At 56.6% G+C, this 24,417-nt stretch carries 25 protein-coding genes; 8 read left to right on the forward strand and 17 right to left on the reverse strand.

Translation table 11 applies throughout. From position 1 onward, the window contains the following. Nucleotides 1-65 precede the first annotated feature (65 nt). From ACO05M_RS17045 to rpoE, 4 genes are all read right to left on the reverse strand, one after another. Entirely contained in the window at nt 66-1,439 is a 1,374-nt protein-coding gene (locus tag ACO05M_RS17045; RefSeq protein WP_421865651.1) for a DegQ family serine endoprotease, read from the reverse strand. A gap of 47 nt (nt 1,440-1,486) precedes the next feature. Further along, nucleotides 1,487-1,954 carry a SoxR reducing system RseC family protein gene (locus ACO05M_RS17050; RefSeq protein WP_421865654.1) on the reverse strand — a complete coding sequence of 156 codons (468 nt, stop codon included), beginning with the start codon at nt 1,952-1,954 and terminating at the stop codon, nt 1,487-1,489. A 3-nt stretch (nt 1,955-1,957) separates the two neighbouring features. Beyond that, the gene (locus tag ACO05M_RS17055; protein WP_421865657.1) at nt 1,958-2,770 is read right to left on the reverse strand and encodes a MucB/RseB C-terminal domain-containing protein; all 813 of its coding nucleotides are present in this window, start codon (nt 2,768-2,770) and stop codon (nt 1,958-1,960) included. Between the two features lie 66 nt (nt 2,771-2,836). Continuing rightward, nucleotides 2,837-3,418 carry an RNA polymerase sigma factor RpoE gene (gene rpoE, locus ACO05M_RS17060; protein ID WP_421865659.1) on the reverse strand — a complete coding sequence of 194 codons (582 nt, stop codon included), beginning with the start codon at nt 3,416-3,418 and terminating at the stop codon, nt 2,837-2,839. A 239-nt stretch (nt 3,419-3,657) separates the two neighbouring features. On the opposite strand from rpoE, the gene nadB reads away from it, so the two are divergent. Then, on the forward strand, nt 3,658-5,292 hold the full coding sequence (gene nadB / locus ACO05M_RS17065) for an L-aspartate oxidase (protein WP_421865662.1): 1,635 nt from the start codon (nt 3,658-3,660) through the stop codon (nt 5,290-5,292). Here nadB and ACO05M_RS17070 read toward each other — a convergent pair. The 3 genes from ACO05M_RS17070 to ACO05M_RS17080 form a co-directional block, all read right to left on the reverse strand. Beyond that, complete coding sequence (locus ACO05M_RS17070) at nt 5,240-5,686, reverse strand: hypothetical protein (protein ID WP_421865665.1); 447 nt, start codon at nt 5,684-5,686, stop codon at nt 5,240-5,242. The genes nadB and ACO05M_RS17070 overlap by 53 nt on opposite strands. Beyond that, complete coding sequence (locus ACO05M_RS17075) at nt 5,673-5,924, reverse strand: succinate dehydrogenase assembly factor 2 (RefSeq protein WP_421865668.1); 252 nt, start codon at nt 5,922-5,924, stop codon at nt 5,673-5,675. Before ACO05M_RS17075 ends, ACO05M_RS17070 begins: the two co-directional genes overlap by 14 nt. 299 nt (nt 5,925-6,223) lie before the next feature. Further along, nucleotides 6,224-6,883, reverse strand: coding sequence for an OmpA family protein (locus ACO05M_RS17080; RefSeq protein ID WP_421865670.1), 660 nt, complete (start codon nt 6,881-6,883; stop codon nt 6,224-6,226). 184 nt (nt 6,884-7,067) lie between these two features. On the opposite strand from ACO05M_RS17080, the gene ACO05M_RS17085 reads away from it, so the two are divergent. Together ACO05M_RS17085 and ACO05M_RS17090 are read left to right on the forward strand one after the other, a co-directional pair. Further along, nucleotides 7,068-8,978, forward strand: a complete 1,911-nt coding sequence (locus tag ACO05M_RS17085; RefSeq protein ID WP_421865672.1) for a beta-ketoacyl synthase — start codon at nt 7,068-7,070, stop codon at nt 8,976-8,978. Nucleotides 8,979-9,001: 23 nt separating this feature from the next. Next, the gene (locus ACO05M_RS17090; protein ID WP_421865675.1) at nt 9,002-9,403 is read left to right on the forward strand and encodes a hypothetical protein; all 402 of its coding nucleotides are present in this window, start codon (nt 9,002-9,004) and stop codon (nt 9,401-9,403) included. Between the two features lie 43 nt (nt 9,404-9,446). On the opposite strand, the gene ACO05M_RS17095 is transcribed toward ACO05M_RS17090, so the two are convergent. The 5 genes from ACO05M_RS17095 to ACO05M_RS17115 form a co-directional block, all read right to left on the reverse strand. Continuing rightward, a complete protein-coding gene (locus tag ACO05M_RS17095; protein WP_421865677.1) occupies nt 9,447-10,250 on the reverse strand; it encodes a TatD family hydrolase in 804 nt (267 codons plus the stop codon). Between the two features lie 51 nt (nt 10,251-10,301). Continuing rightward, nucleotides 10,302-11,063 carry a hypothetical protein gene (locus ACO05M_RS17100; RefSeq protein WP_421865680.1) on the reverse strand — a complete coding sequence of 254 codons (762 nt, stop codon included), beginning with the start codon at nt 11,061-11,063 and terminating at the stop codon, nt 10,302-10,304. A gap of 371 nt (nt 11,064-11,434) precedes the next feature. Further along, nucleotides 11,435-11,818, reverse strand: a complete 384-nt coding sequence (locus ACO05M_RS17105; RefSeq protein ID WP_421865683.1) for a hypothetical protein — start codon at nt 11,816-11,818, stop codon at nt 11,435-11,437. A gap of 285 nt (nt 11,819-12,103) precedes the next feature. Then, on the reverse strand, nt 12,104-13,690 hold the full coding sequence (locus tag ACO05M_RS17110; protein WP_421865686.1) for a peptide chain release factor 3: 1,587 nt from the start codon (nt 13,688-13,690) through the stop codon (nt 12,104-12,106). Between the two features lie 187 nt (nt 13,691-13,877). Beyond that, entirely contained in the window at nt 13,878-14,423 is a 546-nt protein-coding gene (locus ACO05M_RS17115) for an HPP family protein (RefSeq protein WP_421865689.1), read from the reverse strand. A 115-nt stretch (nt 14,424-14,538) separates the two neighbouring features. On the opposite strand from ACO05M_RS17115, the gene ACO05M_RS17120 reads away from it, so the two are divergent. Further along, nucleotides 14,539-15,117 (forward strand): TetR/AcrR family transcriptional regulator, encoded by a 579-nt coding sequence (locus ACO05M_RS17120; protein ID WP_421865692.1) that lies wholly within the window; start codon nt 14,539-14,541, stop codon nt 15,115-15,117. An 84-nt stretch (nt 15,118-15,201) separates the two neighbouring features. On the opposite strand, the gene ccoG is transcribed toward ACO05M_RS17120, so the two are convergent. Genes ccoG through ACO05M_RS17140 form a run of 4 tightly spaced genes read right to left on the reverse strand, consistent with a single transcriptional unit; the run spans nt 15,202 to nt 19,015 of the window. Then, complete coding sequence (ccoG, locus tag ACO05M_RS17125) at nt 15,202-16,647, reverse strand: cytochrome c oxidase accessory protein CcoG (RefSeq protein ID WP_421865695.1); 1,446 nt, start codon at nt 16,645-16,647, stop codon at nt 15,202-15,204. Next, nucleotides 16,634-16,789 carry a hypothetical protein gene (locus ACO05M_RS17130; RefSeq protein WP_421865698.1) on the reverse strand — a complete coding sequence of 52 codons (156 nt, stop codon included), beginning with the start codon at nt 16,787-16,789 and terminating at the stop codon, nt 16,634-16,636. Before ACO05M_RS17130 ends, ccoG begins: the two co-directional genes overlap by 14 nt. 11 nt (nt 16,790-16,800) lie before the next feature. Beyond that, complete coding sequence (locus tag ACO05M_RS17135; RefSeq protein WP_421865701.1) at nt 16,801-17,337, reverse strand: DUF934 domain-containing protein; 537 nt, start codon at nt 17,335-17,337, stop codon at nt 16,801-16,803. Next, nucleotides 17,321-19,015 carry a nitrite/sulfite reductase gene (locus tag ACO05M_RS17140; RefSeq protein WP_421865703.1) on the reverse strand — a complete coding sequence of 565 codons (1,695 nt, stop codon included), beginning with the start codon at nt 19,013-19,015 and terminating at the stop codon, nt 17,321-17,323. The genes ACO05M_RS17135 and ACO05M_RS17140 overlap by 17 nt, the downstream gene beginning before the upstream one ends. 158 nt (nt 19,016-19,173) lie before the next feature. On the opposite strand from ACO05M_RS17140, the gene ACO05M_RS17145 reads away from it, so the two are divergent. Further along, the gene (locus ACO05M_RS17145) at nt 19,174-20,601 is read left to right on the forward strand and encodes a PLP-dependent aminotransferase family protein (protein WP_421865705.1); all 1,428 of its coding nucleotides are present in this window, start codon (nt 19,174-19,176) and stop codon (nt 20,599-20,601) included. Nucleotides 20,602-20,615: 14 nt separating this feature from the next. Here ACO05M_RS17145 and ACO05M_RS17150 read toward each other — a convergent pair whose 3' ends face one another. Then, complete coding sequence (locus tag ACO05M_RS17150; protein ID WP_421865707.1) at nt 20,616-21,482, reverse strand: LysR family transcriptional regulator; 867 nt, start codon at nt 21,480-21,482, stop codon at nt 20,616-20,618. Nucleotides 21,483-21,674: 192 nt separating this feature from the next. On the opposite strand from ACO05M_RS17150, the gene ACO05M_RS17155 reads away from it, so the two are divergent. The 3 genes from ACO05M_RS17155 (at nt 21,675) to ACO05M_RS17165 (ending at nt 24,408) form a co-directional block, all read left to right on the forward strand. Beyond that, the gene (locus ACO05M_RS17155) at nt 21,675-22,880 is read left to right on the forward strand and encodes a YbfB/YjiJ family MFS transporter (protein WP_421865710.1); all 1,206 of its coding nucleotides are present in this window, start codon (nt 21,675-21,677) and stop codon (nt 22,878-22,880) included. A gap of 21 nt (nt 22,881-22,901) precedes the next feature. After that, nucleotides 22,902-23,504, forward strand: coding sequence for a glutathione S-transferase (locus ACO05M_RS17160; RefSeq protein ID WP_421865713.1), 603 nt, complete (start codon nt 22,902-22,904; stop codon nt 23,502-23,504). Nucleotides 23,505-23,622: 118 nt separating this feature from the next. Continuing rightward, complete coding sequence (locus ACO05M_RS17165; protein WP_421865715.1) at nt 23,623-24,408, forward strand: substrate-binding periplasmic protein; 786 nt, start codon at nt 23,623-23,625, stop codon at nt 24,406-24,408. Nucleotides 24,409-24,417 lie beyond the last annotated feature (9 nt).

Raw genomic sequence — 24,417 nt, forward strand, 5'->3', positions numbered from 1 at the left:
CAACTGCACGACTATCGAGACGAATTAAAAAAGGGCGCCAATGCGCCCTTTTTCATGCCCGGCAGCTACTCCGCCGGTTTGATCTTAAGCGGAAGAAACAGAGGACTACCGCGACGGACTATCCGCATCGGCACCGGTTTGCTCACCGGCAGATCGGCGCTGATCTCGGCAAAGCTGTCCAGATCTCTGATCGGCTGGCCATTTAACATCGTGATCACATCGCCGACGACCAACCCGGCTTCCGCACCCGGTCCGGACTGCAACGAACGCACCACGACACCGCCATCGATCTTCCACTCCTCGGCTCGCTCCGGCTCCAGCGCGCCAACCTGGATCTTCAGCGGATTATCGCCCCCGGAGGCTCGCTCAGCATCGGAACCCATCGCCAAGCTTTTCTCATCCGGCAATTCGCCGACGGTTAGCGCCAGGGTCTTATTACGACCGTCTCGAACCACGCCGATATCGACCGTCTTACCGGGTATCACACGCCCAACCAGTTGAGGCAGCTCGGCAGAACGCTCGATGGAGCGCCCATCCAAAGAGACAATCACATCACCAGCCTGAAGCTCGGCCGCCTCGGCCGGGCTATCGGGCAAGACCTTGGCCACCAACGCCCCCATCGGCCGATCCAGACCGAAGGACTCGGCCAGATCACGGTTGACCTCCTGAATAATCACACCCAGCCAACCCCGGGCCACATGCCCTTTACTCTTGAGCTGATCGACCACTTCCATCGCCATGCTGATCGGAATCGCAAAAGACAGGCCCATAAAGCCACCGGAGCGGGTATAGATCTGTGAATTGATCCCAACCACCTCACCATCCAGATTAAACAGCGGCCCACCGGAATTACCGGGATTGATCGCCACGTCGGTCTGGATAAAGGGGACATAGTTCTCATTCGCCAGGCTGCGTCCGGTCGCACTAACGATCCCCGCGGTGACACTATGATCAAAGCCAAACGGAGAGCCGATCGCCAACACCCATTCACCTACCTTGAGACGATCCGAGTCCCCCAAAGGAACCGTGGGCAGATCTTCAGCATCGATCTTCAACAACGCCAGATCAGAGCGTGGATCCGCCCCCACCAGCGTCGCTTCCAGTTCGCGCCGATCACTCAGACGCACCAGAATACTGTCGGCATCTTTAACCACGTGATTGTTGGTTAACACATAACCGTCATCGGAAATAATAAAGCCCGATCCCAAGGATTCGGGATAGGAACGACGGGGCTGTTGATCAAACTCCTGCCCCCCGAAACCACGCTCACCGAAAAACCGTTTAAAGATTTCCGGCAGCTGCTCTTGAGAACGACCGGAGGAGGATTTGGAGTCGGCATTGCGAACGGAGCTGATATTGACAATGGCCGGTGACGCTTCCTGCACCAGCTCGGTGAAGTCCGGAAGCTCCGCGGCACGCAATGGTGCTGCAAGCAACATCCAACCAATGAATAAAACAACAGATCTTGTGAAAACAGCCATATTAATCAAGCTTCCTCCACTTCAATAAAATCATAGGTTTTTTGCATCCCGACGATCTTCGGCTGGAGCTGACAACCCTGCCGCTCGCCACGTCCCCACCAACGCACACCGACAAACCCGAATACCAAACCCACAACGCCCAGCAAAATCTGCATAGGTTCCGCCAAGCCTAAGCCCTGTCCCAGCAGCGCACAGAGCACCAGCCCAAGCAGTGGGGAAAGGTAGGTTATCAACGAGGCTTGCAAGAAAGAGCGTTCTTCGATCCCCAGCTCGACCCGATCACCGGGGCTAAGCGGCAGCTGTTTCGGATTGACTGCGATGATTTGAAAACGCTGCGCCTGCCCGAGTTCTGCCAATAGTTTCTGCCCACAACCGGACTGGGAACGGCAACTGTCACAGGCGCTACGCCGAACCGTTTCAACCGTCACACCCTGATCGGTGATCTCTACCACTTCGGCCTGTTCGGTCAGCATCGGTTACTGCAGTTTGGTTTTCACCGAAGAAGCGATACGGTCGGCAATCATCAACGGCACATCACCGACGACGGTGACAAACTGATCACCCACCTGCTTACCCACCGCCACGGTTTCACCGGACTGAATCGCTCCTGGGTTGGCTTTCTTGGACGCAAAGGGCTGCACCGAGACCGAGACTTCAGTGCGACCGTTGCTGTACAACAGCACCTCGGCATCGTAGATATGATCATGTTCAACAATACGGAAACCATCGGGAACCCAGCCGACCTGCCACTGCGGCGACTGACGCTTAACCAGGGCTCGATGACGATCGACATAATGCTCCATCGGCGATGTGAGTCGAATTACATCAGGTTCTTGGGCCGAAGGCATTACCACCGACGGCTGTCCGTACTGTACCGGCAAAAACTCTGGATTCACCGGCTTCGGCCCGGTCAAGACGATGTTCGATGGGTTTTCCGTCGGCACCGTATTACCCTGGAAGGTCTGGGCGCCAAAAATCACCATCATAGTTACCGATGCAGCGATGGCAACGCTGCCAAACGGGCGCCAATTGAATCTTGATGAACGCTTCGGTGCCTGGGGCACTTCGCTGTAAACCGGTTCGGATTCCAACGCAGCCATCACACCGGCACTGATATCCAATTTGGGATCTACCGGAGTCTCAGCCTTCAGCGCTGCACGGCCAACATGATAGCGCGACCAGGTCGACGTCGCCTCCGAATCCAGCTGCTCCAGCGTGCGTCGCAGCTCAAATTCGCTGACTTCATCATCCATTAATGCGGATAGAGACTCATTGATTCTATCGCTCATCGATCAGATCCCTCGGTTGGGGTTAGTCTGTTGTCTGTTACTGACCCTGTCATACAACAAGACAGCTCAACTCATCATTGGTGCGACGACTTTGTCGACCGCCTCCCGAGCACGGAAGATACGCGAGCGCACCGTTCCGACCGGGCAATCCATAACATGGGCGATCTCCTCATAGCTCATCCCTTCAAACTCCCGTAAGGTCAGCGCCATTCGTAGATCTTCGGGCAGACGCTCCAGCACCTGCATCACCGCCTGTTCAAGTTCATTCTTGAACAACTGGTTTTCCGGCGTCTCCAGCTCCTGCAGCACCGGATTATCGAAATGCTGGGCATCGCCAACATCCACATCCACATCCGGCGGCCTGCGCCCCTTGGCGACCAGATGGTTTTTTGCCGTATTGATGGCAATCCGGTACATCCAGGTATAGAACGCACTATCTCCACGAAAGTTGGGCAGTGCTCGGTAGGCTTTGATAAAAGCCTCTTGCGCCACATCCATCGCCTCATGCTGGTCGTAGACATAACGACCAATCAACCCAATTATTTTGTGCTGGTATTTCTTCACCAGCAGATCAAAGGCGCGCTTATCGCCTTGCTGTACACGCTCCACCAACTGCTTGTCAGTTGGTGCACTCTTTCCTGTAGACAATCCGTTGAGCCCCTGAAACAGGTGATGGGATAATAATCCGGCTAACCTACCTTTTACCCAGCGCTAATACAACTGAGCCACCAGGCCCCTCCGCACTCACCTGCCGGGGCAGCTACTGAGTAGGAACACAAGCTCTACGGTTAGTTCCAAATGGATGCCAGCATTTTTTCGGTTTGCTATATTAGCCCCCTTTTTCTAGGCATAAAGCCGGGCCTGGCAGATCTGGACACGAAGAACCAATGAGCAAAGAACTGCATTTTGACGTACTGGTGGTCGGTAGCGGCGCAGCCGGCCTAACCCTGGCGCTGCAACTGGCCGATGACGCACGCGTCGCCGTGCTCAGCAAAGGATCGCTGACCTCCGGCTCCACCTATCAGGCCCAGGGTGGCATCGCCGCCGTCTACGATGAGCAGGACTCCAGCCGGGAGCACTGCCAGGACACCCTGGTAGCCGGCGCCCACCTCAGCCATAAGGACGCCGTCAACTTCACCGTCAAACACGGCAAGCAAAGCATCGACTGGCTGGTTGATCAGGGCGTCCCTTTTACCCGAGAAAAAAGCAGCAACAACCTGCACCTCACCAAAGAGGGCGGTCACAGTCACCGACGGATTGTTCACGCCGACGACGCCACCGGAAAGGCCGTCCTCGAGACACTGCTGCAGCGTGCTCGCGCTCACAGCAATATCACCTTGATGCCGCAGGCGATCGCCATCGACCTGATCACCCGGCATAAGATGAAACTGGCGGACAACCGCTGCATCGGCGCCTACGTGCTTGATCAGAAAAGCGGTCACGTCGTCACGATGCTGGCCCCGTTCGTAGTGCTGGCCACCGGCGGTGCCAGCAAAGCCTACCTCTATACCAGCAATCCGGACGGTTCCTCCGGCGACGGCATCGCGATGGCCTGGCGCGCCGGTTGCCGGGTCGCCAACCTGGAATTCAATCAGTTCCACCCGACCTGCCTGTACCACCCCCAGGCCAAGTCATTCCTGATTACCGAAGCCGTTCGCGGCGAAGGCGGCCACCTGTTGCTGCCGGACGGTTCAAGGTTTATGCACCGATACGATTCGCGGCTGGAACTGGCACCCCGCGACATCGTCGCTCGTGCAATCGACCACGAGATGAAACGATTGGGCTGTGACTGTCTCTATCTCGACATTTCACACAAGCCAAGCGAATTCATCCGCAGTCATTTCCCGACCATCTACGCCAAGTGCTTAGAATTCGGCATCGACATCACCGAAGACCCGATCCCGGTGGTACCTGCAGCCCATTACACCTGTGGTGGAGTGATTACCAATCATCTGGGCCAGACCGATATTCCCGGCCTGTACGCCATCGGCGAGACGGCTTTCACCGGCCTGCACGGCGCCAACCGCCTGGCCAGCAACTCGCTGCTGGAGTGTGTCGTCTACGGCACCTCAGCGGCAGCCGATATCCGCAATAAACTGGACTTCTCCAGCGAACTTCCCGGAGCCCCATTCTGGGATGAAAGCCAGGTCACCGATTCCGATGAAGATGTGGTGATCGCCCACAACTGGGATGAACTGCGCCGCTTTATGTGGGACTACGTCGGAATTGTTCGAACCAAGAAGCGCCTGCAGCGAGCCTTGAATCGGGTTATGCTGCTGCAACAGGAGATTCTGGATTATTACAGTAATTACAAGGTCAGCAAGGACCTGCTGGAGCTACGTAACTTGGCGGTGGTCGCCGAGCTGATCATTCGCTCAGCCATGAAACGCAAAGAAAGTCGTGGGCTGCATTACACCCTGAACTACCCTAACCAACTACCGGATCAGCGGGACACCATCCTGACTCCGGTCAACTATGACTGGAGCCGCGCAGCCTCAATAGCACCCGCAGTCGACGAATAGCCCGGCTACTTTCGCCTCTCGACGGCACCAGCTGGGTAAAGCCGGCCCCCAATGTGGAGTCGACCGGACGAAAGCAAAGCAGGTTCCAGCCGGCCCATAAGCGACAGCCGTCGTCGGGAAGCACTTGAAACTCCAGCTCCGGTTTTGCCCGAAGTGCCGCATACCAGCCGTTTTTATCCCAGCGCAGATAGAGCGGACTGTCGCCATGGGACAACCAGGCGTACCGACGCAGCGATTGCATCCAGGAAAGAACCAACGGCAGCAATAGAATGGGGATCAGCAGCACCGAGAGATCGGCCAATAGCAAGGCCAGCGCCGCAATAAGGTGTACCGCACTGATCATCCCGACCAGTGCATTTGATGGTTTAAACTCCAGCCGATCAGGTTGGAACACTTTCCAAAATCAGCTCAACAATACGCTTAAGATCAGCATCTTCAGGCTCTGCATTACGCATCACCCAGCTGAAAATGTCCTGATCTTCGCATTCAATCAACTTCTCAAAACGCTGTTGATCTTCCAGTGCCAGGCTACGAAATCTATCCTGGAGGAAAGGGATCAGCAGAACATCCAGTTCGAGCATACCGCGACGGCAGTGCCAGCGCAGACGGTTGATATCGGTTTCGCTGTACATCCTAATCAGTCTCCCACACGGCTAGCGAAAAAACAGAGCGCATCATAGCACAGCGATGCAGAGTGCATCAGGACCTGAAAATACCGCACCCGTGAAAAATAGGAATTTTTCCTATTTCCATATTTTTTTCATGGGATAAGATCAACGTCGAACGCGAGAGGTGAAAGGATTCGCCAACGACGAAGGATCGTCGCACGTTCATCAATGACACAAGGAAAAGTGTGCCAGCAAGGAACGCTGAAGACAGGGCCTGTGACGGGATGTCATAAGGCCCTATCTTTTTCTATGGCCGCAAGCTATCAGCCGGCATTACCCCGAATATTCAACTCTACCCGACGGTTTTGTGCCCGCCCTTGGGCTGTGGCGTTGTCGGCAATCGGATATCGCTCCCCCCACCCCCGGCTCTGCAGTCGAAGGCTGGCCACCCCAACCCCGGCCAGGTAGGACTGCACGCTGTAAGCGCGACGCTCCGACAGCTGCTGGTTGTATTCAAAACCGCCCTGGCTGTCCGTGTAACCATCGATCTGCAGCAGTGTTTGATCGAACTTCTTCAGCACCTTGGCAACCGAGTTCAATACCGGCAGGAAACTGCTTTCCAGCATATCCGAACCGGTAGCGAAGGTAATGTTACCGGGCATGATCAGCCGGATTTCATCACCACGACGCTCCACCTGCACACCGGTGCCCTGCAACTCCTGACGTAGCAATGCTTCCTGCTGATCCATGTAGTAGCCAATGCCGCCACCCACCGCGCCGCCGACCAGCGCCCCGGTCAGAACTCCCTTCTTCCGGTCACCTTTGCTGCTGACAGCCGCACCCAGCACCGCCCCGGCAACCGCACCGATACCGGCGCCCTTGGTGGTATTGCCCACTTTCTGTTCACCGGTGTAAGGATCGATGGTCTGGCAACCTGATGCCAACGCCACCATCATTGAGGCAACCAAAATCTTTTTCTTCACTCTAATGCTCCCGTTTCGAGTCTCGGCCTGTTGTGAGCCATTGATGACCTCGATTTGCGGGTCCAGTTCCCGCTCGCTGTCATCTGACCTAGCCATTCTGTGGTAATAACCCTAGTATCCGCTTAACTCTACTTATAAAATGCAGGCAGTTCATCCGATCCAGCCCGTCTTTGAGGATTCTTTGTTGTCCAACCTACCCGTCATCATCGGCTACGGAGGCATCAACGCCGCCGGACGTTCATCCTTCGATCACGCCTATCGACGCCTGATTCTGGACAAGCTGCCAGAATCGGATCTGCAATCGACCCTGCTCGGACTGGCCACCCTGATGGGTGAGGTCCAAAACCATGACGGGCAACTGCTTGATCGAGACGGTGTGGCTGTCGATCCTGCGCGGCTTTCAGACCGTTTTAGGCCTTATCTGCTGAACAACACCTTAATCCGTCGAATTCATCCTGACTGGTACGATATCGACAAGGTCACCTTCAATCGTGCGGCCAAGCTTGAGCTGCCCGCCGATCGCCGCAGTTTTTATCTACGCAAGCGGCAACTGCCGAATCAGCTACCCAATGACTGGAAGCTGACCGAGCTTGACGACGGACTGATTCAGGTTGAGATCGACGAGCCACTGGATACGATCTTACCGGACAGCAAGCGCTCCTCCGTGCGGGCGGCGGGCCAACTGCCCACCGGGTTCAAACCCGGCACTCTGTACCAATCCCGCAACCATCCTCGCAATCTGCAGATGAGCATCTATAGCGCTTCTGATGCGATCAACAGCATGGGTATCGATTGGGAGCAGATCCGCGCCCGCCTGGCGCCGGATCAGATCGCCGTCTATGCCGGCAACTCCATCGGCCAACTGGATGATTGTGGTTTTGGCGGCCTGCTGAAATCGCCGTCTATCGGCAAGCGCACCACATCGAAACAGATGCCGCTGGGTTACGGCCAGATGCCGGCCGATTTCGTCAACGCCTATCTGCTCGGCAACCTGGGTGCCACCGGCTCTTCCCTTGGGGCCTGCGCCTCTTTTCTCTACAACCTTCGAACCGCTGTCGAAGATATCCGAAGCGGTCGTCGGCAGTTGGTCCTGGTTGGCGCCAGTGACGCACCGATCACCGAGGAGATCATCGAAGGATTCCGCGCCATGGGCGCGCTGGCCGAAGAGAAGGCCCTGTTAGCCTTGGACGACAAGCAGCAGCTCAGTGATGAAGATCTGCGCCGCACCTCGCGTCCGTTTGCCAACAACTGCGGTTTCACCATGGGCGAATCATCGCAGTTTGTGGTGCTTTGCAGCGACAGCCTGGCACTGGAGATGGGGGCTCAGATCTTCGGCTCGGTTCCCGATGTTTTCGTCAATGCCGACGGATACAAAAAATCCATTTCTGCCCCGGGTGTCGGCAACTACATCACGCTGGCCAAATCGGCGGCCCTGATCCGCTCAATGCTGGGCGAAGAATCACTGCGCTATCGCAGCTATGTTCAGGCCCACGGCACCAGCACCCCACAAAACCGGGTCACCGAATCCCATGTCCTCAACCAGACTGCCAAGGCCTTCAATATACCCAACTGGCCTGTCAGTGCGTTGAAATGCTACGTCGGTCACTCACAGGGAACCGCCGGCGCCGATCAGCTGACGCTATCGTTGGGCGCCTGGCGCTATGGCTACATCCCGGGTATCGCAACCATGGATCAGGTGGCCGATGATGTGTACGACAGCAATCTGCGATTTGAGCAACAGCATCTTGAGGTCGGCCCGCAGGGCATGGACAGCGTCTTACTGAACTCGAAGGGTTTCGGCGGCAACAATGCCAGCGCCGCGGTACTGGCCCCCCATATCACCGAGAAACTGCTGGAGCGCCGACACGGCAAGAAGGCTCTCGATGCCTACCGGGAGCGCGCCGAAGAGGTTCGGCAAAATGCTGCGGAATATGACCAGGAAGCCTGCGCCGGCCTTAGCAAGCCCACCTACCTATTTGGTCATAATGTACTGGAGGGTGAAGACCTTCAGATCGATGGCAGCCAGATATCCATCCCAGGCTATGAGCAGCCGGTCGACCTTGAGCTGGAAAACCCATTCGACGATATGTGCTAAACCCTACCTGCAAGGAGAGCAGCGTGAAATTATTGCCCCGCATCGGTTTGATTGCACTAAGCCTGGTCGTTCTTAGCGCCTGTAGCATTAAGCTACCGAAGGTACCCAGCGGCAGTTTGATACTGGATATCGATGCTCAGGTGCTCTGCTTGAACAATGCAGCGTCCTGCCAGTCGCTCTCCCTGATTGCAGCCAACGCCCAACGTAACAAGCTATTACGGCATTGGGACGGGGACCCCTGGGACTGGTCAAGACTACAGACGCCCAGCGACTTGGCCAACCTACTGCTCAGCCCCCCCAACGGCAGCTATCAGGTCAAACAACTCAGCGACAGCCAATATCAGCTGTCGATCGCCCCCATCACGCTGGAAGCCTGGAGAATTCTGGATAACGAGTACAGATTGCGTTATCTCGAAGAAAACTGATCAGCGAACAGATCCATCCGGCGGCGGATAACAAGCCGCCGGACTAAGCCTTCAATCCCGGCAACACCGCCAAGGTGTTACTCCAGAACTGTTGCGCCAAGGTTTCACCCGGCTGCTGCAACAGCTCCACCATCACCTGGAAAACATCCGGAAGATAATCAGGTCGATTAACCTGCCCCTGCTTGCCACACAGCGGCATATCGGGGGCGTCGGTTTCCAACACCCAGGCTTCCGCGCCAAGCTCCTTGACGGTTCGCCGCAAACGCTGGGCTCTGGGATAGGTCACCGCGCCCCCGATCCCCAATTTGAAACCCAGCGCCAGATACTGTTCCGCCTGCTGCCGACTGCCGGAAAAAGCGTGAACGATCCCACCCTGTTCAAAGCGCATGCGACGCAGCAGTTGAATTAACTGATCATGGCATTTTCGTGCGTGCAGCAGCACCGGCAGTCGATACGCATGGGCGATTTCCAGCTGTTGTTGTAGCAATTCGAACTGGCGCTCAGGCTCAGCACTCGGTGACCAGAAGTCCAGACCCAATTCCCCCAGCGCAATCGGCAACTGCTGCCGCAATAGCTCTTCCAATCGAATCAAATGCTGCTGTTGGTGATCGGATACAAAGCAGGGATGCAACCCCAAAGCCGGTAGCAATCGGGGAGCCTCTGTTGTCAGCTGCTGATGCTGCCGGCAAAGCTGCAGCAGCTTGTCCCAGTCGTCGGCACGCACTCCGGGGACAACGATCACTTCGACCCCGGCCTCAACCGCCTGCCGCATAATCGCCCTTCGCTTTGGATCAAAAACACTGAAATCCAAATGGCAGTGACTGTCGCAAAATCGAAAACGTATCAATCAGAGTTCATCCAATCAGGGCAATGGAGCCTAAGCTCGATAAGGGAAAGCTCAAACGACCTCCTCGGTCTGCTCCGAGTCAGCTTGCTCGACAACAGCGGCGAGCAACTTCTGGTTCAACTGAGCGGCCTGTTCCAATTGCGTATCTATGGCCGAATCGGTGAGAGCATCCGAGGAGAACTGCCCCAGCTGACGCACCGCTTGCTGCATCAACTGCAGCAGAGAATCCATCGAATCTTCAAAAACCTCTGACAGCTCCAGTGCGTTCGCCAAACCGGCAACATAGGATTGCAAGCCATGGTCTATCGACTCCGGTCCAGCAACCTGCTGATAGCTCTGGGCGGCCTTATGGCGATACTGATATTGTTCAGTGCGACTCATCTCCAGTGACAGGCTGACAACCTCTCCGGCATCCAGGCCCAGCTCTTTTAGCTGCTCCAGGCTCTGCTGAGGTTGCTGTTCAAAAAACTGTCCGGCCAACTGGCCTACCTGCTCCATCAGTCGCTGCACATCTTCCAGCTCCTGGGCATCCAGCTCCCCTTGAATACGAAAATCCAGTACTTGCCGGGTTCGACTTTCCAGCTGTAATTGGTGCTGCTCAATCTGCCCGCCAGCCGATTCTAACCGGGCACTGTCGGACCGATACTTCAGACTCTGGGCTGAAAAAATCTCCAGCTCAACAACATCACCGTCTCGGGTGGTCAGACTTAGACTGAGCGATTGCTGTTGGCGCGCCTGAAAAGACACCGACTCGGAACGAAGACTGAGGGCTTCAGAACGATTAGCGGGAGTAACCGTTTCAACAGGGGCCAATGCAGTGGCCCCTCTATTCGCCGAAGGCTGCCCAAACGAGGAAGACGATCCAACGCCCTCCCGCGGTGACAGGTTGCCGCCCAAAGCTTCCGATATACCGAGAATATTCATAATCAACTCCAACCTTACCGCTATCAGGGATCACTTTATCGTGCTCTGAGCACACAAATCCCCACAACAGGCTAGCGGCACCAGGGCGCAGAGTTGAACTGAAAAAAAATCCGGAGAATGGGTGTATTGCTTGAAGATATTCAATAACGGCTTAGTGCCGATTCTCACCAAGCCGATTCCACTAAGCGATTACATATCATTTAGGGCCGCAACAGATCCGAGACGGCGATGCGAATAGAAACGGAGAGAGTGCCGAAACCTTAGCTCGCAGCCACCGGATGATTGCGGTAAATGGCCCGAATCATCCATACCAGCGCACCTGCCAGACAGAGCACTGCTCCAGGGATCGCGCCATAGAGGCCAGGGATATGAGTCAGGATGACAACCCCAACAGCCATATAGATAAACGGCAGGTATTCATACAGCCTTTCGGGAAACAGCAATCGATTCTTGCGATTCTCCACTTGATGACGCGAGTTCTTGCGGCGGTAGGATGAACGCGTCACCCAAACCAACGCACCTGCGCCATATAAACAGGCAGCGGAGACATAGATAAATGGACTATCGAGCAGCATGAACAGGGCTACACCGATAGCAATATAGAGATAGGGCAAGGCCTCATACAACGACTTTGGAATGTACAAGGTTCTCCTCCTGGGATTTATACCCACGCCGACGCGCTACTACTGGTGAAACGCGTCCATCTACGCTTACACCGGGTGATTGAACTGACCTTCCTTGGTTACATTTCTCCATCATGCACAATATCGGCCAACCTTATAACTTTCTTTAGAGTCAATAGCTTAAAAAACAACCAAACAGCCGTTTAGTTTTTCCGTAAAAAAAATTGACGCTAAAGTAACAGAGCATTCCGATAAACTGACAGCCGGCGTTGCAGCTGAAGGTTCTCGCTCCGCCACAAAGCCCTATCAGTGTTCCCGCGTTGCTCGGAAACGAATATCCGGCCAGCGCTCTTCGGTCAGGCTCAGGTTGACTCGGGTCGGCGCCAGATAGGTCAACAAGCCACCGCCATCGATAGCCAGATTGTCGTGCCCTTTACGGCGGAACTCCTCCAGCATCTTATCGTCATCGCATTCGACCCAACGGGCGGTCTGGACCGAGATCGGCTCGTAGACACAGTCCACCTTGTACTCATCCTTAAGCCGGAATACGACCACTTCGAACTGCAGCTGACCCACCGCACCCAGAATCAGGTTGTTGTTCTTCAGCGGCATAAACAGTTGGACCGCACCCTCTTCCGAGAGTTGCTGCAGGCCCTTTTGCAGCTGCTTCATCTTCAGCGGGTCTTTCGGCCGAACCGCTTTAAACATCTCCGGGGCGAAGTGCGGGATGCCGGTGTACTTCAGCACCTCCCCTTCGGTGAAAGTATCACCGATCTGGATCGTGCCGTGGTTGTGTAGACCGATAATATCGCCGGACCAGGCCTGCTCGACATTGGAGCGGTCACCGGCCAGGAAGGTTACTGCATCGGCGATTTTGACATCTTTGCCGATCCGACAATGACGCATCTTCATCCCCTGGCGGTAGCTACCCGAACAGATCCGCATAAAGGCGATCCGGTCCCGGTGTTTGGGATCCATATTTGCCTGGATCTTGAAGATAAAACCGGAGAATTTGGCTTCGTCCGCTACGACTTCACGGGATTCGGTAGCGCGCTCCGAGGGTGCCGGTGCCCACTCAACAAAGTCGTCGAGCATCTGTCGCACGCCGAAATTAGCCAGCGCAGTACCAAAGAAGACAGGGGTCAAAGTCCCATTCAGGAACGCCTGCTGGTCATATTCGTGGCTAGCGCCACGGACCAGCTCAATCTCGTCGCAGAAATCGTCATAGATGTCACCGAGGAACGCCTTGGCCTCGTCAGACTCCAAACCCTGAATCTGCTCATCCTCATGGAGGACATTATTTTTGCCTTGATCGAATTTGATCAGGGTATCGGTATAGAGGTTGTAGACGCCTTGAAAATCCTTACCCATACCGATTGGCCAGGTGATCGGTGCCGCTTCGATCTTCAGTACCTCTTCGATCTCGTCAAGCAGCTCGATCGGATCACGAATATCGCGGTCCATCTTGTTCACAAAGGAGAAGATCGGGGTATCTCGAAGACGACAAACATCCATCAACTTGATGGTTCGATCCTCAACCCCCTTGGCGCCATCGACCACCATCAGGGCCGAGTCGACCGCAGTCAAGGTCCGGTAGGTGTCTTCCGAGAAGTCTTCGTGCCCCGGCGTGTCCAACAGGTTGACCACCCGATCCTTGTAGGGAAACTGCATTACCGAGGAGGTGATCGAGATTCCACGCTGCTGCTCCATCGACATCCAGTCGGAGGTCGCATGCCGATCACTCTTGCGTCCCTTTACCGTACCGGCCTTTTGGATCAACTGCCCCAACAGCAGCAGTTTTTCGGTAATGGTCGTCTTACCCGCATCCGGGTGGGAAATGATGGCAAAGGTCCTGCGAGCCGCAACTTCTGCGGCGACTGAAGCGTCTGACATGGTCGATCTCAACAATACGTACGCACGCACGTAACGCACGTAGGTAGATAAGTAAGTACACAAAGAAAAAGTACCCCCGGCAGTAGCCAGGGGTAAGGATGGCGGGATTATACATGATCACTCGGTGAGCAGCGATGTTAGAGCGCTCCAGATATCGGGCCACCGCAGAAAATCGCGATCGCAGAAGTTACCAGTACTTCGGGTAGTTCAAGCCCCGACACAGGCTGTTGTATACCAACGCCACCGCAACGATCAGCACAGCCCCGGCTAAGGTCGGCAGCAGCAGAAACTCCCATCCCGGCAACATCAAGAACACGATAACCGGATTGGAGCCGGCCGGCGGGTGTACCGTTCGGGTCAACATCATCAGCGCAATCGCCAGACCGACCGCCAACCCCAGCGACCATACCTGCGGACCAAACAACATCAAGCAAACCAGTCCGATCAACGAACTGAGAAAATGCCCCACCACGATGTTTCGAGGTTGTGAAAAAGGCGCATCGGGAAAGCCGAAGACCAGCACACAGGAAGCCCCAAACGACCCCAACACCAGCGCCAGACCAAGACTCTCTGCCAATCCCGCCAGCACCAGCATCATTACGAAACCACCCGACCCCGCCAGCAAAATCTGACCGGTCGCCGCCCTGGGAGGTAGCGCAGTTTTATCTCCTACCAGCCGGTCACGCCAACTACTCGCCGGTGCAAGCCCCGGTTCCCGCTCAGATCGCAACATAAATAACCCCATAACAGCCCAAACAAGTAGACCAATCTGTCTACTTAAAGACAAAAGTAGACAATACGGTCTACCTTTGTCAACATTCTTTTCTATCAAACTGATGGGAAGCGCCATGTCCGCCAAACGAATGCAACTGATCGAGACAGCCTTTGCGCTGTTCTACTGCAAGGGTGTTCATGCGGTCGGGATCAACGAAGTCCTGGCCGAATCCGGAGTAGCCAAGAAAACCCTTTACCACCATTTCGACAGCAAGGAGGCACTGATCGCCGCCGTGGTCGATTATCGGGACCAGCGTTTTCTGTCCTGGCTCGAATCCCGATTTGCGATGGCCAAGTCCGGTTTAGAGAAGGTCGAGACGCTCTTTGACGCGCTGGATGATTGGTTCAACGATCGGGTCAGCGCCCTGATGCCGTTCCATGGCTGTTTCTTTATCAATGTCAGCGGCGAGTACGGTGATCTCGATCACCCGATCCATCAACAATGTGCCCGACATAAACAACGGGTCGCGGCACTGATCGAATCGCAGCTGATGCCTCTGGTTAATTCGTCAACGCAGGCTCAACAGATCAGCCAAAGCCTGTGTCTGTTGAAAGAAGGGGCCATTAGCCAGGCCCATGTACAGGGTGATAAAAACGCGGCCCTGAAAGCCAAGCAGGCGGCCCGCTTATTGATTTCGGCGGTAATTAAGTGATCGCTGAAGCGGCAAGTGAAGTCGTCTCTGCGACGGTAGCGATACCGACGCAAAGACGCAAAGCTTGCTGCTTAGCACCAACGCTTAAGAGCCACCGCTGGGCGCCGGCCCGATAAAGACCGCCTTACGCGTCGCATTGATTCCTTCGAGCGGCGTTGAAACGCTGAAGTCGATCTGCAGGCTGTCGCTGTCCAGCCATTTAGCCGGAATCCGCACAAAGACTTCGTGGGCGGTAATGCCTGACGGAGCCAGCAGCACCGGTTTGGAAACGCCCACGGCTTTCAATCCCGGCGCGCCGGAAACGTTAATACTGGCCTGCAACGGCTGATCGGTCTTGTTCAGCAGTTTCAGTTGGTAGCGGTTCTGGATTGAACCATCACTCTGCATCACGAACATCGGCTGGCGATGGTGGATCACCTTCAGCTCCAATCCGTCCAGCGTTGCCAGTCCCCAGGCACCACCGACCACCGAAAACGCCAGAATGCCGAAGTAGACCCAGACCCTGGGGCGTTTGAACCAGCGCGCCTGGGTTTTGCCCAGCAGGCCGTTCAACGAATCGTAACGGACCAATCCTTTGGGTCGACCGATCTTTTCCATCACCGAATCGCAGGCATCGATACAAAGACCACAGGTGATACAGCCCTGCTGCTGACCGTCACGGATATCGATTCCGGTCGGGCAGACCGCCACACAGAGGTTGCAATCGATACAGTCCCCCAGGTGATCATCCGGCTGGCCTTTCTTACGTCGACCACGGGACTCACCGCGCACCGCATCGTAAGCCGGCAGCACCGTATCCTGATCCACCATCACCCCCTGGATTCGGGAGTAGGGACACAGCCACATACAGGTCTGTTCGCGCATAAAACCGGCCAGGCTGTAGGTGCCGAACACGAAGGCACCGATGGTGATAGAGGCTTCCAACGGTAGCGACAACGCCAACATGCCCCGCCACAGCTCGCCTGCATCCATAAACCAGGCCACGAAGCTCACCCCGGTCAACAGACCGATCAATAACCAGAGCCCATGCTTGATCGCCTTGATTCGCAGTTTGGCCAAACTCCAGGGGGCTTCGTCCAGCTGTTGGCGCTGACGGGGCTTGCCCTCAAGCCACTCTTCGATCAACACGAACACGTCGGTCCAGACCGTCTGAAAACAGAAGTAACCGCAAAACACCCGTCCCGCCAAGGCGGTCACCACCGCCAACAGGATGGCGAAGAACAGCAGGATCATCGCCAGGATCCACAGATCCTGAACCAGGACAGTAAGCCCGAACAGATAAAACTTCTGTGCCGGCAGATCAAACAGCACCGCCTGCCTATCGCCCCAGCGCAGGTACGGCCCTAGAAAAAACAGCAGCCAGACACTGCTGGTCCACCATTTGACCGAGCGCCAACGCCCGGGCATCCGCTTGGGGTGGATTTTCTGCTCGCCGACATTGACGTGCCACTGGCCAACTTCGGCGTAGATATCATCGATTTGGGTGCTGTCGATCTGAGCCACATCGATCAGTGAATCAGCGTTTTTCATGGCGCTTCTCCTTTGAGTCGGCAACCGAACGGTCACCGGAGAAAATTTGAGCCCGGATTTTGAACCCAACCACGATCAACAGCAGTGCGGATCCGACCACGGACAGAATCGATAACACCGCAACCAGGTCTAGATTGTTCATATACGGAAACCTCAGATTTTGTTAACGCTGTTACTAGCGCTAGGGAAACGAAACTTAAACGGCGTACGGGGGCTGTAGATTGAGCCTTGGTAGCTCAGATTCATCCCCTCCAGCATCGACATCGCCGTCTCCAGCGACTCCCCCGGTTGCAGGGCGATGGCGTTGAAGCCACAACGGCGAAGCTGCGGCGCCTGGTCGGCGATCAATTGACCGAAGGCACGCAACTCTCCGCCGTAACCATGGCTCTCGCGCAATAGCGCGCCGAGGGAAAAGCCGGTGCCGTCCTGAAAGCTGTTGAACCGGATTGCGATGGCCGGCAAGCGATCCAGGTGGTCAATCAATGCCGCGATATCCGCCTCACCGTCAAACCAGACCCCCACTAGCTTTTTTCCTTCCGGCATCTCCACACTGGCCTGCATGGCCAGCCAGCGTGACAACGGCAGAAAGACCAATTGCTGCGCTGTTGGCGGAATTAAGGTGTCCTCATCCATCTCGATGATCCGAGCGGAATCATCGACGATCCCTCCGTCTTTAATGATCCTGGGCATACACAGCCTCCTTAAACGGCGCCACACCCAAGCGAGCGAACAGCTCGGCGAAAGATTCCTGGGCGCTCAAGCGCAGTTGTAGATACACGGAAAAAATTTGATCGATCGCCCCATCGACCGCCTCAGCTGCCAGCGCCGGACCCAGCACCTTGCCGATTTTCGAATGGTTGCCGGACTGGCCGCCCAGGGTGATCTGATAAAACTCTCGGCCGGACTTTTCCAATCCGAGGATGCCGATATCGGCGATATGGTGATGGGCGCAGGCGTTGATGCAGCCGGAGATCCGTAACGACAGCTCACCCAGCTGATATAGCTTGTCCAGATCGACCAGCCGCTGCTGAATCGCCGCGCTGATCGGCAACGAGCGGGCACTGGCGAGGTTGCAGAAATCGGCTCCGGGGCAGCAGACCAGATCCGCGGCGGTTCCCTGGGTCGGTGTCGCCAGCTGCTCGCTTTCGAGCGCCTGCCAAAGCGCAAACAGATCCGACTTCTTAACATCCGGCAGAATCATGTTCTGTTGTTGAGCGGTACGAACCTCGGCAAAGCCGAAGCGTTCCGCCAGCGCAGCCACCGCCTCCAACTGTCGGTAATGGATATCACCGGGAGCGCGCCCCACCGCTTTCAACGACAGGGTAACCGCCGCATAGCCCGCTACCTTGTGGGCGTGAACGTTATGGGTCAGCCACTGCTCGAAACCCGGATGCTGTTGTCGCTGTTCAGCAAGCAGGGCTTCGCCCTCCAACGGATCGATCAGCGGATAGTTGGGGGCGCTGAAGAACGAGCGCGCGTAGGCCAGCTCGTCGGGCTTGAGCAGATGATCGCTGCGGCTGGAGGATTTGAACTCATCCTCCACCTGCTCCTTGAAGCGCTCAATGCCCAGCGCCTTGACCAGGATTTTGATCCGCGCCTTGTACTTGTTGTCCCGGCGGCCGTGGCGGTTGTAGACCCGCAGAATCGCTTTCAGATAGGCCAGCAGTTCGGCCTGGGGCAGGAAGCTTCGAATCCGCGAGCCCAGCATCGGCGTACGCCCCAACCCGCCGCCGACCCAGACCTCAAAGCCCAAGGGTTTCACGCCGGAAGGGCCAATTCCCTCGACACCGGGCTGTTCAACCAATCGCAAGCCGATATCGTGCAGCTGAATGGCCGCTCGATCTTCATGAGCGCCGATCACGGCGATCTTGAATTTTCGCGGTAGAAAGGCGAACTCCGGGTGCAGGGTCGACCACTGGCGGATAATCTCGCAGTAGGGACGCGGATCGGCGACCTCATCCTGCGCCACCCCGGCCAACGGATCGCTGGTGGTGTTGCGGATACAGTTACCGCTGGTCTGAATCGCATGCATCTCGACCTCAAGCAACTGCTCCAGAATCTCCGGCACCTGCTCCATCTGCACCCAGTTGAACTGTAGATTCTGTCGCGTGGTGACATGACAGTAGCCACGGTCATAAGTCTTGGCGATCTGCGCCAGCTTGCGCAGTTGATTTGAAGCCAACACCCCGTACGGCACCGCCACCCGCAGCATCGGCGCATGCTTTTGCAGATAGAGGCCGTTTTGCAATCGCAGCGGCAAGAAGGTGTCTTCGGCGATCTCGCCATTCAGAAACCGGCTCATCTGCCCCTTGAACTGCTGTACACGATCCTGAACGACCTGGCGGTCGTAGTCGTCATACTGATACATCGTTTCAATACCCCGTCAGCGACAGAAAAGGCCTGTCTGGTAATGTGTACAGGGTATGGGAGAGTCAAAAATGGTTACAGATTCAGATTTATTCAATTTCACAGGCTCAGCGTGCTACGATTAAAATCTGCACCTGTGATTTTTTAGAATCTGTACCTATGAGCGATTTTCTGTACCGCCAGCTGGTTCGTGAACTCACCGAAGAGATCCGCACCGAGCGTCGCCCAGTGGGCTCAAAAATGCCGTCGATTCGAACCTTGAGTCAGCAACGCGGCCTGTCCAAATCGACCGTACTGACCGCCTATGACCGCCTCGAAGCCGACGGATTGATCAGCGCCCGGCCCCGGTCGGGCTACTACGTTAATGGTGTGCAGACCTCCGACACCTTGCCGATTACCAAGCCGCTGACCAGTAAGCCTGAGTCCACCCCGTTACCGGTCACCAGCGGTCAGGTGCTGGTGGATATCATGGAGCGTGGCGCCGCCTTCGACCTGATTGGCCATCAAAAGAGTGAGATCGGTAAGGAATCACTGCGCCGCTGCCTGGCCCGAGCCCAACGCAAGCAAACCACCCGGGAACAGAATAATTACGATGAGCCGGCCGGGTTGTATGAGCTTCGCAGTCAGATCGCCAACCGACTGCTGGCCGGAGCCAGTCACCTGAGTGCCGACGAGATCATCATCACCGCTGGCTGCCAGCACGCGCTGTTGCTGGCACTAATGGCCACCACCCAGCACGGTGATGTGGTGGCGGTCGAATCGCCCGGATTTTACGGCGTGTTCCAGTTGTTTGAAGCCCTGGGACTCAAAGCGCTGGAGCTTCCCAGCTCGCCGGAAACCGGGCTCAGCCCGGATGCATTGGAGCTGTCGCTGCAGCACTGGGATATCAAAGCGCTGGTGGTCTCACCCAGTTACAGCACCCCCACCGGGGCCAGCATGCCCGAGGCCAACAAACAGCGGATTCTGGAACTGACCCAGAGCCGTGACCTGCCGATTATCGAAGATGATATCTACGGCGAACTCTCGTTCAATGAACAGCGCCCTCGCACCCTGCACAGCTACGACAACAGCGGCCGGGTTCTGCTGTGCTCCTCGGTGTCTAAAAGCTTGTCGCGGGATCTTCGGGTCGGCTGGATCGCCCCCGGCCGCTACCGGGAGCGAGTAAAGCAGCTCAAGCTGGTCACCAGCCTGGCCAGCTGTCAGGCCCAACAACGCGGACTGGTGGATTTTCTACAAGAGGGCAGCTTCGATCGCCACCTGCGGGTCCAGCGTCAGAAACTGCGCCAGCAGTATCAGCAGTTATTGGAGATGCTCGGCCGCGACCTACCCTCGATGCAAAGCTGCAGCCGCCCCGAAGGCGGACTGGCGCTCTGGGTCGAGTTACCCGAGCCTATCGACACCCTGGAACTGTACGGCCGCTCCCTGCAGCAGGGCATCATCCTGACCCCAGGGCGCCTGTTTACCGCCCAGGAGCGCTACCGTAATGCGTTGCGGATCAGCTTTGCCTTCCCGTGGACCGAGCAGCGCCAGGATGCCCTCAAGCGACTGGGACAGCTGGTGGCCGAGTACCCGGCAAGCAAAACCTAGCGACTTTCCAACGGTTATGCCGACTCGGCTTCGAAGGTCTCGATAAAGCGCGACAGCGACGGCGTCCAGCTATCCGGTGAAGCGGTGGCAAAGTAGGTGTCCAACTCGCCGATCTGCGCCGGTAATGCCAGATAGTCGATCTCGAAGCGCTGCCGGTAGGCCTCAACGGTGGAGAGCGGCATCAGCGTGTAGCCCATCCCGGCCGCCACGCAACCCAACATGCCATCGATACTGCCGAATTCGAACATCCGGGTCGCACTGACCCCAACTGAAGACAAAAAGAGCTCGACCCGTTGGCGGTAACTACAACCCTGCCGAAACGCCAGGAAGGTCGATTCCAGCAGCTGTTCCGCATTGGGCTGACGGGTCATCGGCTTGGGGCCGACCAACACCAACCGCTCACTGAACGCCTTGATCAGATGAAAACGACCGTGCTCGGGCTGGCCGGCAACGAAGATTCCATCCAGATCCCCATCGAGAAACCTGGCGATCAACTCGGCGGTCGGACCGGTCTGTACCGTCAGATCCACCTCGGGAAAGCGCCGGTGATAGCTGGCCAGGATCGGCGGCAAGCGCACGGCGGTGGTGGTTTCCATCGCACCCAAGCGCAACCGACTCGAACGGCCTTTATCCCCCTGGAACAGACCCACGACATCATCGTGGGCCTGCAACATCGGGCGGGCGTAATCGGCCAGGGTTCGGCCAGCAGAAGTGACCCGCGCCCCGCCCTTACGATCGAACAGCTGAGCTCCCAGCTCCTGTTCAAGCTTCTTGATATGAGCGGTCACATTCGACTGCACCGTGTGACGGCGCTCAGCCGCGGCCACGAAACTGCCGGTGTCGACCACATCCATAAACAGCTGTAGTGACTTTAACTGCATGGTGACCTCTTCACCTCCCCTCAAAACTCCAGCACAACATCATTAGAACAGATTCATAGGATCACTTTAAATCATTTCTAATGAACAATAACTTCACTTTATGATCGACTCAACGAGCACACAGAGCCCCAACCGCTAACAGCTTTTGAAGCAACAAAGCGGCTGAGCTACCGACCAAGGAGATCCGAACCGATGGTGAGAAAACAGGAACTGCCTGCCCTGCTGGTCGGTATGACCGCGACGCTAGCCGGTATCGGAGTCGCCCGCTTCGCCTATACCCCACTGCTGCCGGAGCTGGTTAAGCAGGGCTGGTTTGAAGATACCCAGGCCGTCTATCTGGGTGCGGCTAACCTGTTGGGCTACCTGATCGGCGCCCTGTCAGCTCACCGTCTGTCCGAACGGCTGCCGTTACGGCGACTGATGGGACTCTGCTTTGCAGCCATCGCACTGAGCTTCATCCTCTGTGCTCAACCATCGAGCTTCGAGTGGTTTTTCTGCTGGCGACTGATTGCCGGCATCACCGGTGCCATCCTGATGGTGGTCGGACCGGCGACCGCCCTGGCCGCAACGCCACCGACCCGACGTGCAGGGGTCGGTGCGCTGGTCTTCACCGGTATCGGCCTCGGCGCGTTGCTGTCCGCCTCGCTGGTGCCACTGCTGATGCAGTTCAGCCTGTCTGCCACCTGGCTGGCGCTGGGAAGCCTGGCGCTGGCGGCCGGCCTGATCGGCGATCGCAGCCTGATCCGGCTGGAAGCTGCCAAGCCGGCATCGCTGAATCAGCCGACGGCAGTTACGACGACGGAGACTAACCCGCTCGGTTGGGTGTTGCTCTGTGTGATGGCCGCCTACGCGCTAGATGCCGTGGGTTTCGTTCCCCACACTGTTTTCTGGGTGGATTATCTGGCTCGCGAGCGAGCCCTTGGCACCGAAGCGGCCTCACTTCAATGGGCGGCTTTTGGTCTTGGCGCCGTCTGCGGCCCGCTGATCGCCGGCTGGGTCGTACAACGCTGTGGTTGGCACAAGGGTCTGGTACTGGCCTTCAGTGTCAAAGCCGTTGCGGTGCTGTTGCCGCTGCTGTCGATCGCCCTGGTCAGCCGAACCCTGTCATCCTTTATCGTCGGCGCTCTAGTACCCGGCATCGTGGCACTGACTTCTGGGCGAATCGCCGAACTGGTCGGCAGCGCCGATCACAAACGTTACTGGGGGCTGGCAACAGCGGTCTTTGCGATCGCCCAGGCCCTATCCGGCTACTCGATGTCGGCCCTGTACGACGCCTGGGGCAGCTACTTCTACCTGTTCTACGCCGGCAGCGCAGCGCTGGCCGGGGGCGCGGTATTGATCACACTGAGCCGCTTGTTTCAGCACCAGACCACGACAACGACAGATAGCTACAGATAAAAACCTAACCGGAGACTCAAGATGAAACTCTTACTGAACAAAACGTCCCCTTACGCTCGCATGGCACGCATCGCGATGTTGGAAAAAGGGCTGCAAGATAAGGTCGAGCTCTGCTGGTGCGATCCTTGGAACGACGACCCCCAAATGCTGCAGCACAACCCGGCTGGTCGCATTCCCGCACTGGTTACTGATCATGGGCTCACGCTGAGTGAATCCTTACTTATTGCAACTTACTTGGATAGCCTGATCGATCACGACCCTCTGATTCCCGAGGACCGGAAAGCTCTGGTGCTTCACTTTGCCGGTCTGGGACAAGGATTGATGGAGGCGTCTTTCAATGCAGTAATCGCCCGCAAGTACCTCGATGAAGCTGCCAACAACTCGGTGCTGAGTGAACGGCGTTGGAATGCAATCGATCGGACCCTGACACAACTGGAACTCTCGATCGAACAGCTTGCCGCCACCCCATCCATCAGCCTGGGCGAAATCGGTGTGGCCGTGGCGATCGACTACCTGCTGTTCCGCTTGCCGGAGCTCGATACCTATGCCCGCTATCCCAAGCTGGCGGCCTGGCACCAGTCACTGACTCAACGACCCAGCTTTACAACCACCCGTTTCAACTAATCAATCAAGCACTTGTTGAGTGGAGTCTGTCTAAATTTCGATCCGAAATAAGTCCAATTCGCAGATTCCACCTTCCGCATATACACTTATCAGCAGTTCCTTCACCAGGCCTGCCCTCATGCTGTTTCCGCCAGCCCGTTTTATTCTTGCTGCCCTGCTCTTCCCGATCCCTCTGGCGCAGGCCACGGAATGCACCCGAGTGGTCGCGACAGCCCACCCTGACTACCCGCCGTACCACTGGTTTGACGGTCAACAGATGCGCGGCGCCAGCATCGAGATCAACCGACTTATTTTTGCCGAGTTGGGGATCCCCTTTTCCGTCAGTTATACCGGCCCCTGGAAACGCGTGCTACATGCCGCACGGCAAGGCCAGGTCGATCTGGTGATGGCGTTGAAGAAAACACCGGCCAGGCAGGAGTTTCTGGATTTCACCGAAGCTCCGATTCTTCCAAATCCCTTCGCGGTTTTCGTCGAGCGAAGCCGTCCATTCGAATTTAACAACTGGGATGACTTAAAGGACAAAATGGGGGGAAAGAATGCCGGTGATCGTTACGGTCATAAATTCGATCAGTTTGCCCACCAGCAACTGACACTGGAAGAGGCCGACACCCCGCAGATCAACTTCAAGAAACTGGTTGCAGGGCGAATCGACTACTTTATTCACAGTCGCTATTCCGGCGCCAGCTACCTTCATATCCACCCCGAAGGAGAGAAAGTTAGGGCACTGGCCAACAACATTAACGAAGGCTATATCCATAGCGGCTTCAGTCGGCAGTCACCCTGCCGTGACCTGCTGCCTTACCTGGACCGCCGCTACCGGGAGCTGCTGGAAGACGGCAGAGCCCTGCAGCTGTTAGAAGAAAACTTAGCGTCTTGGCAACGATCGAATCTGAGCCAGGATTAACTCGGATAA

The sequence above is a fragment of the Motiliproteus sp. genome, from assembly GCF_965230735.1.
Taxonomy (GTDB): domain Bacteria; phylum Pseudomonadota; class Gammaproteobacteria; order Pseudomonadales; family Balneatricaceae; genus Motiliproteus.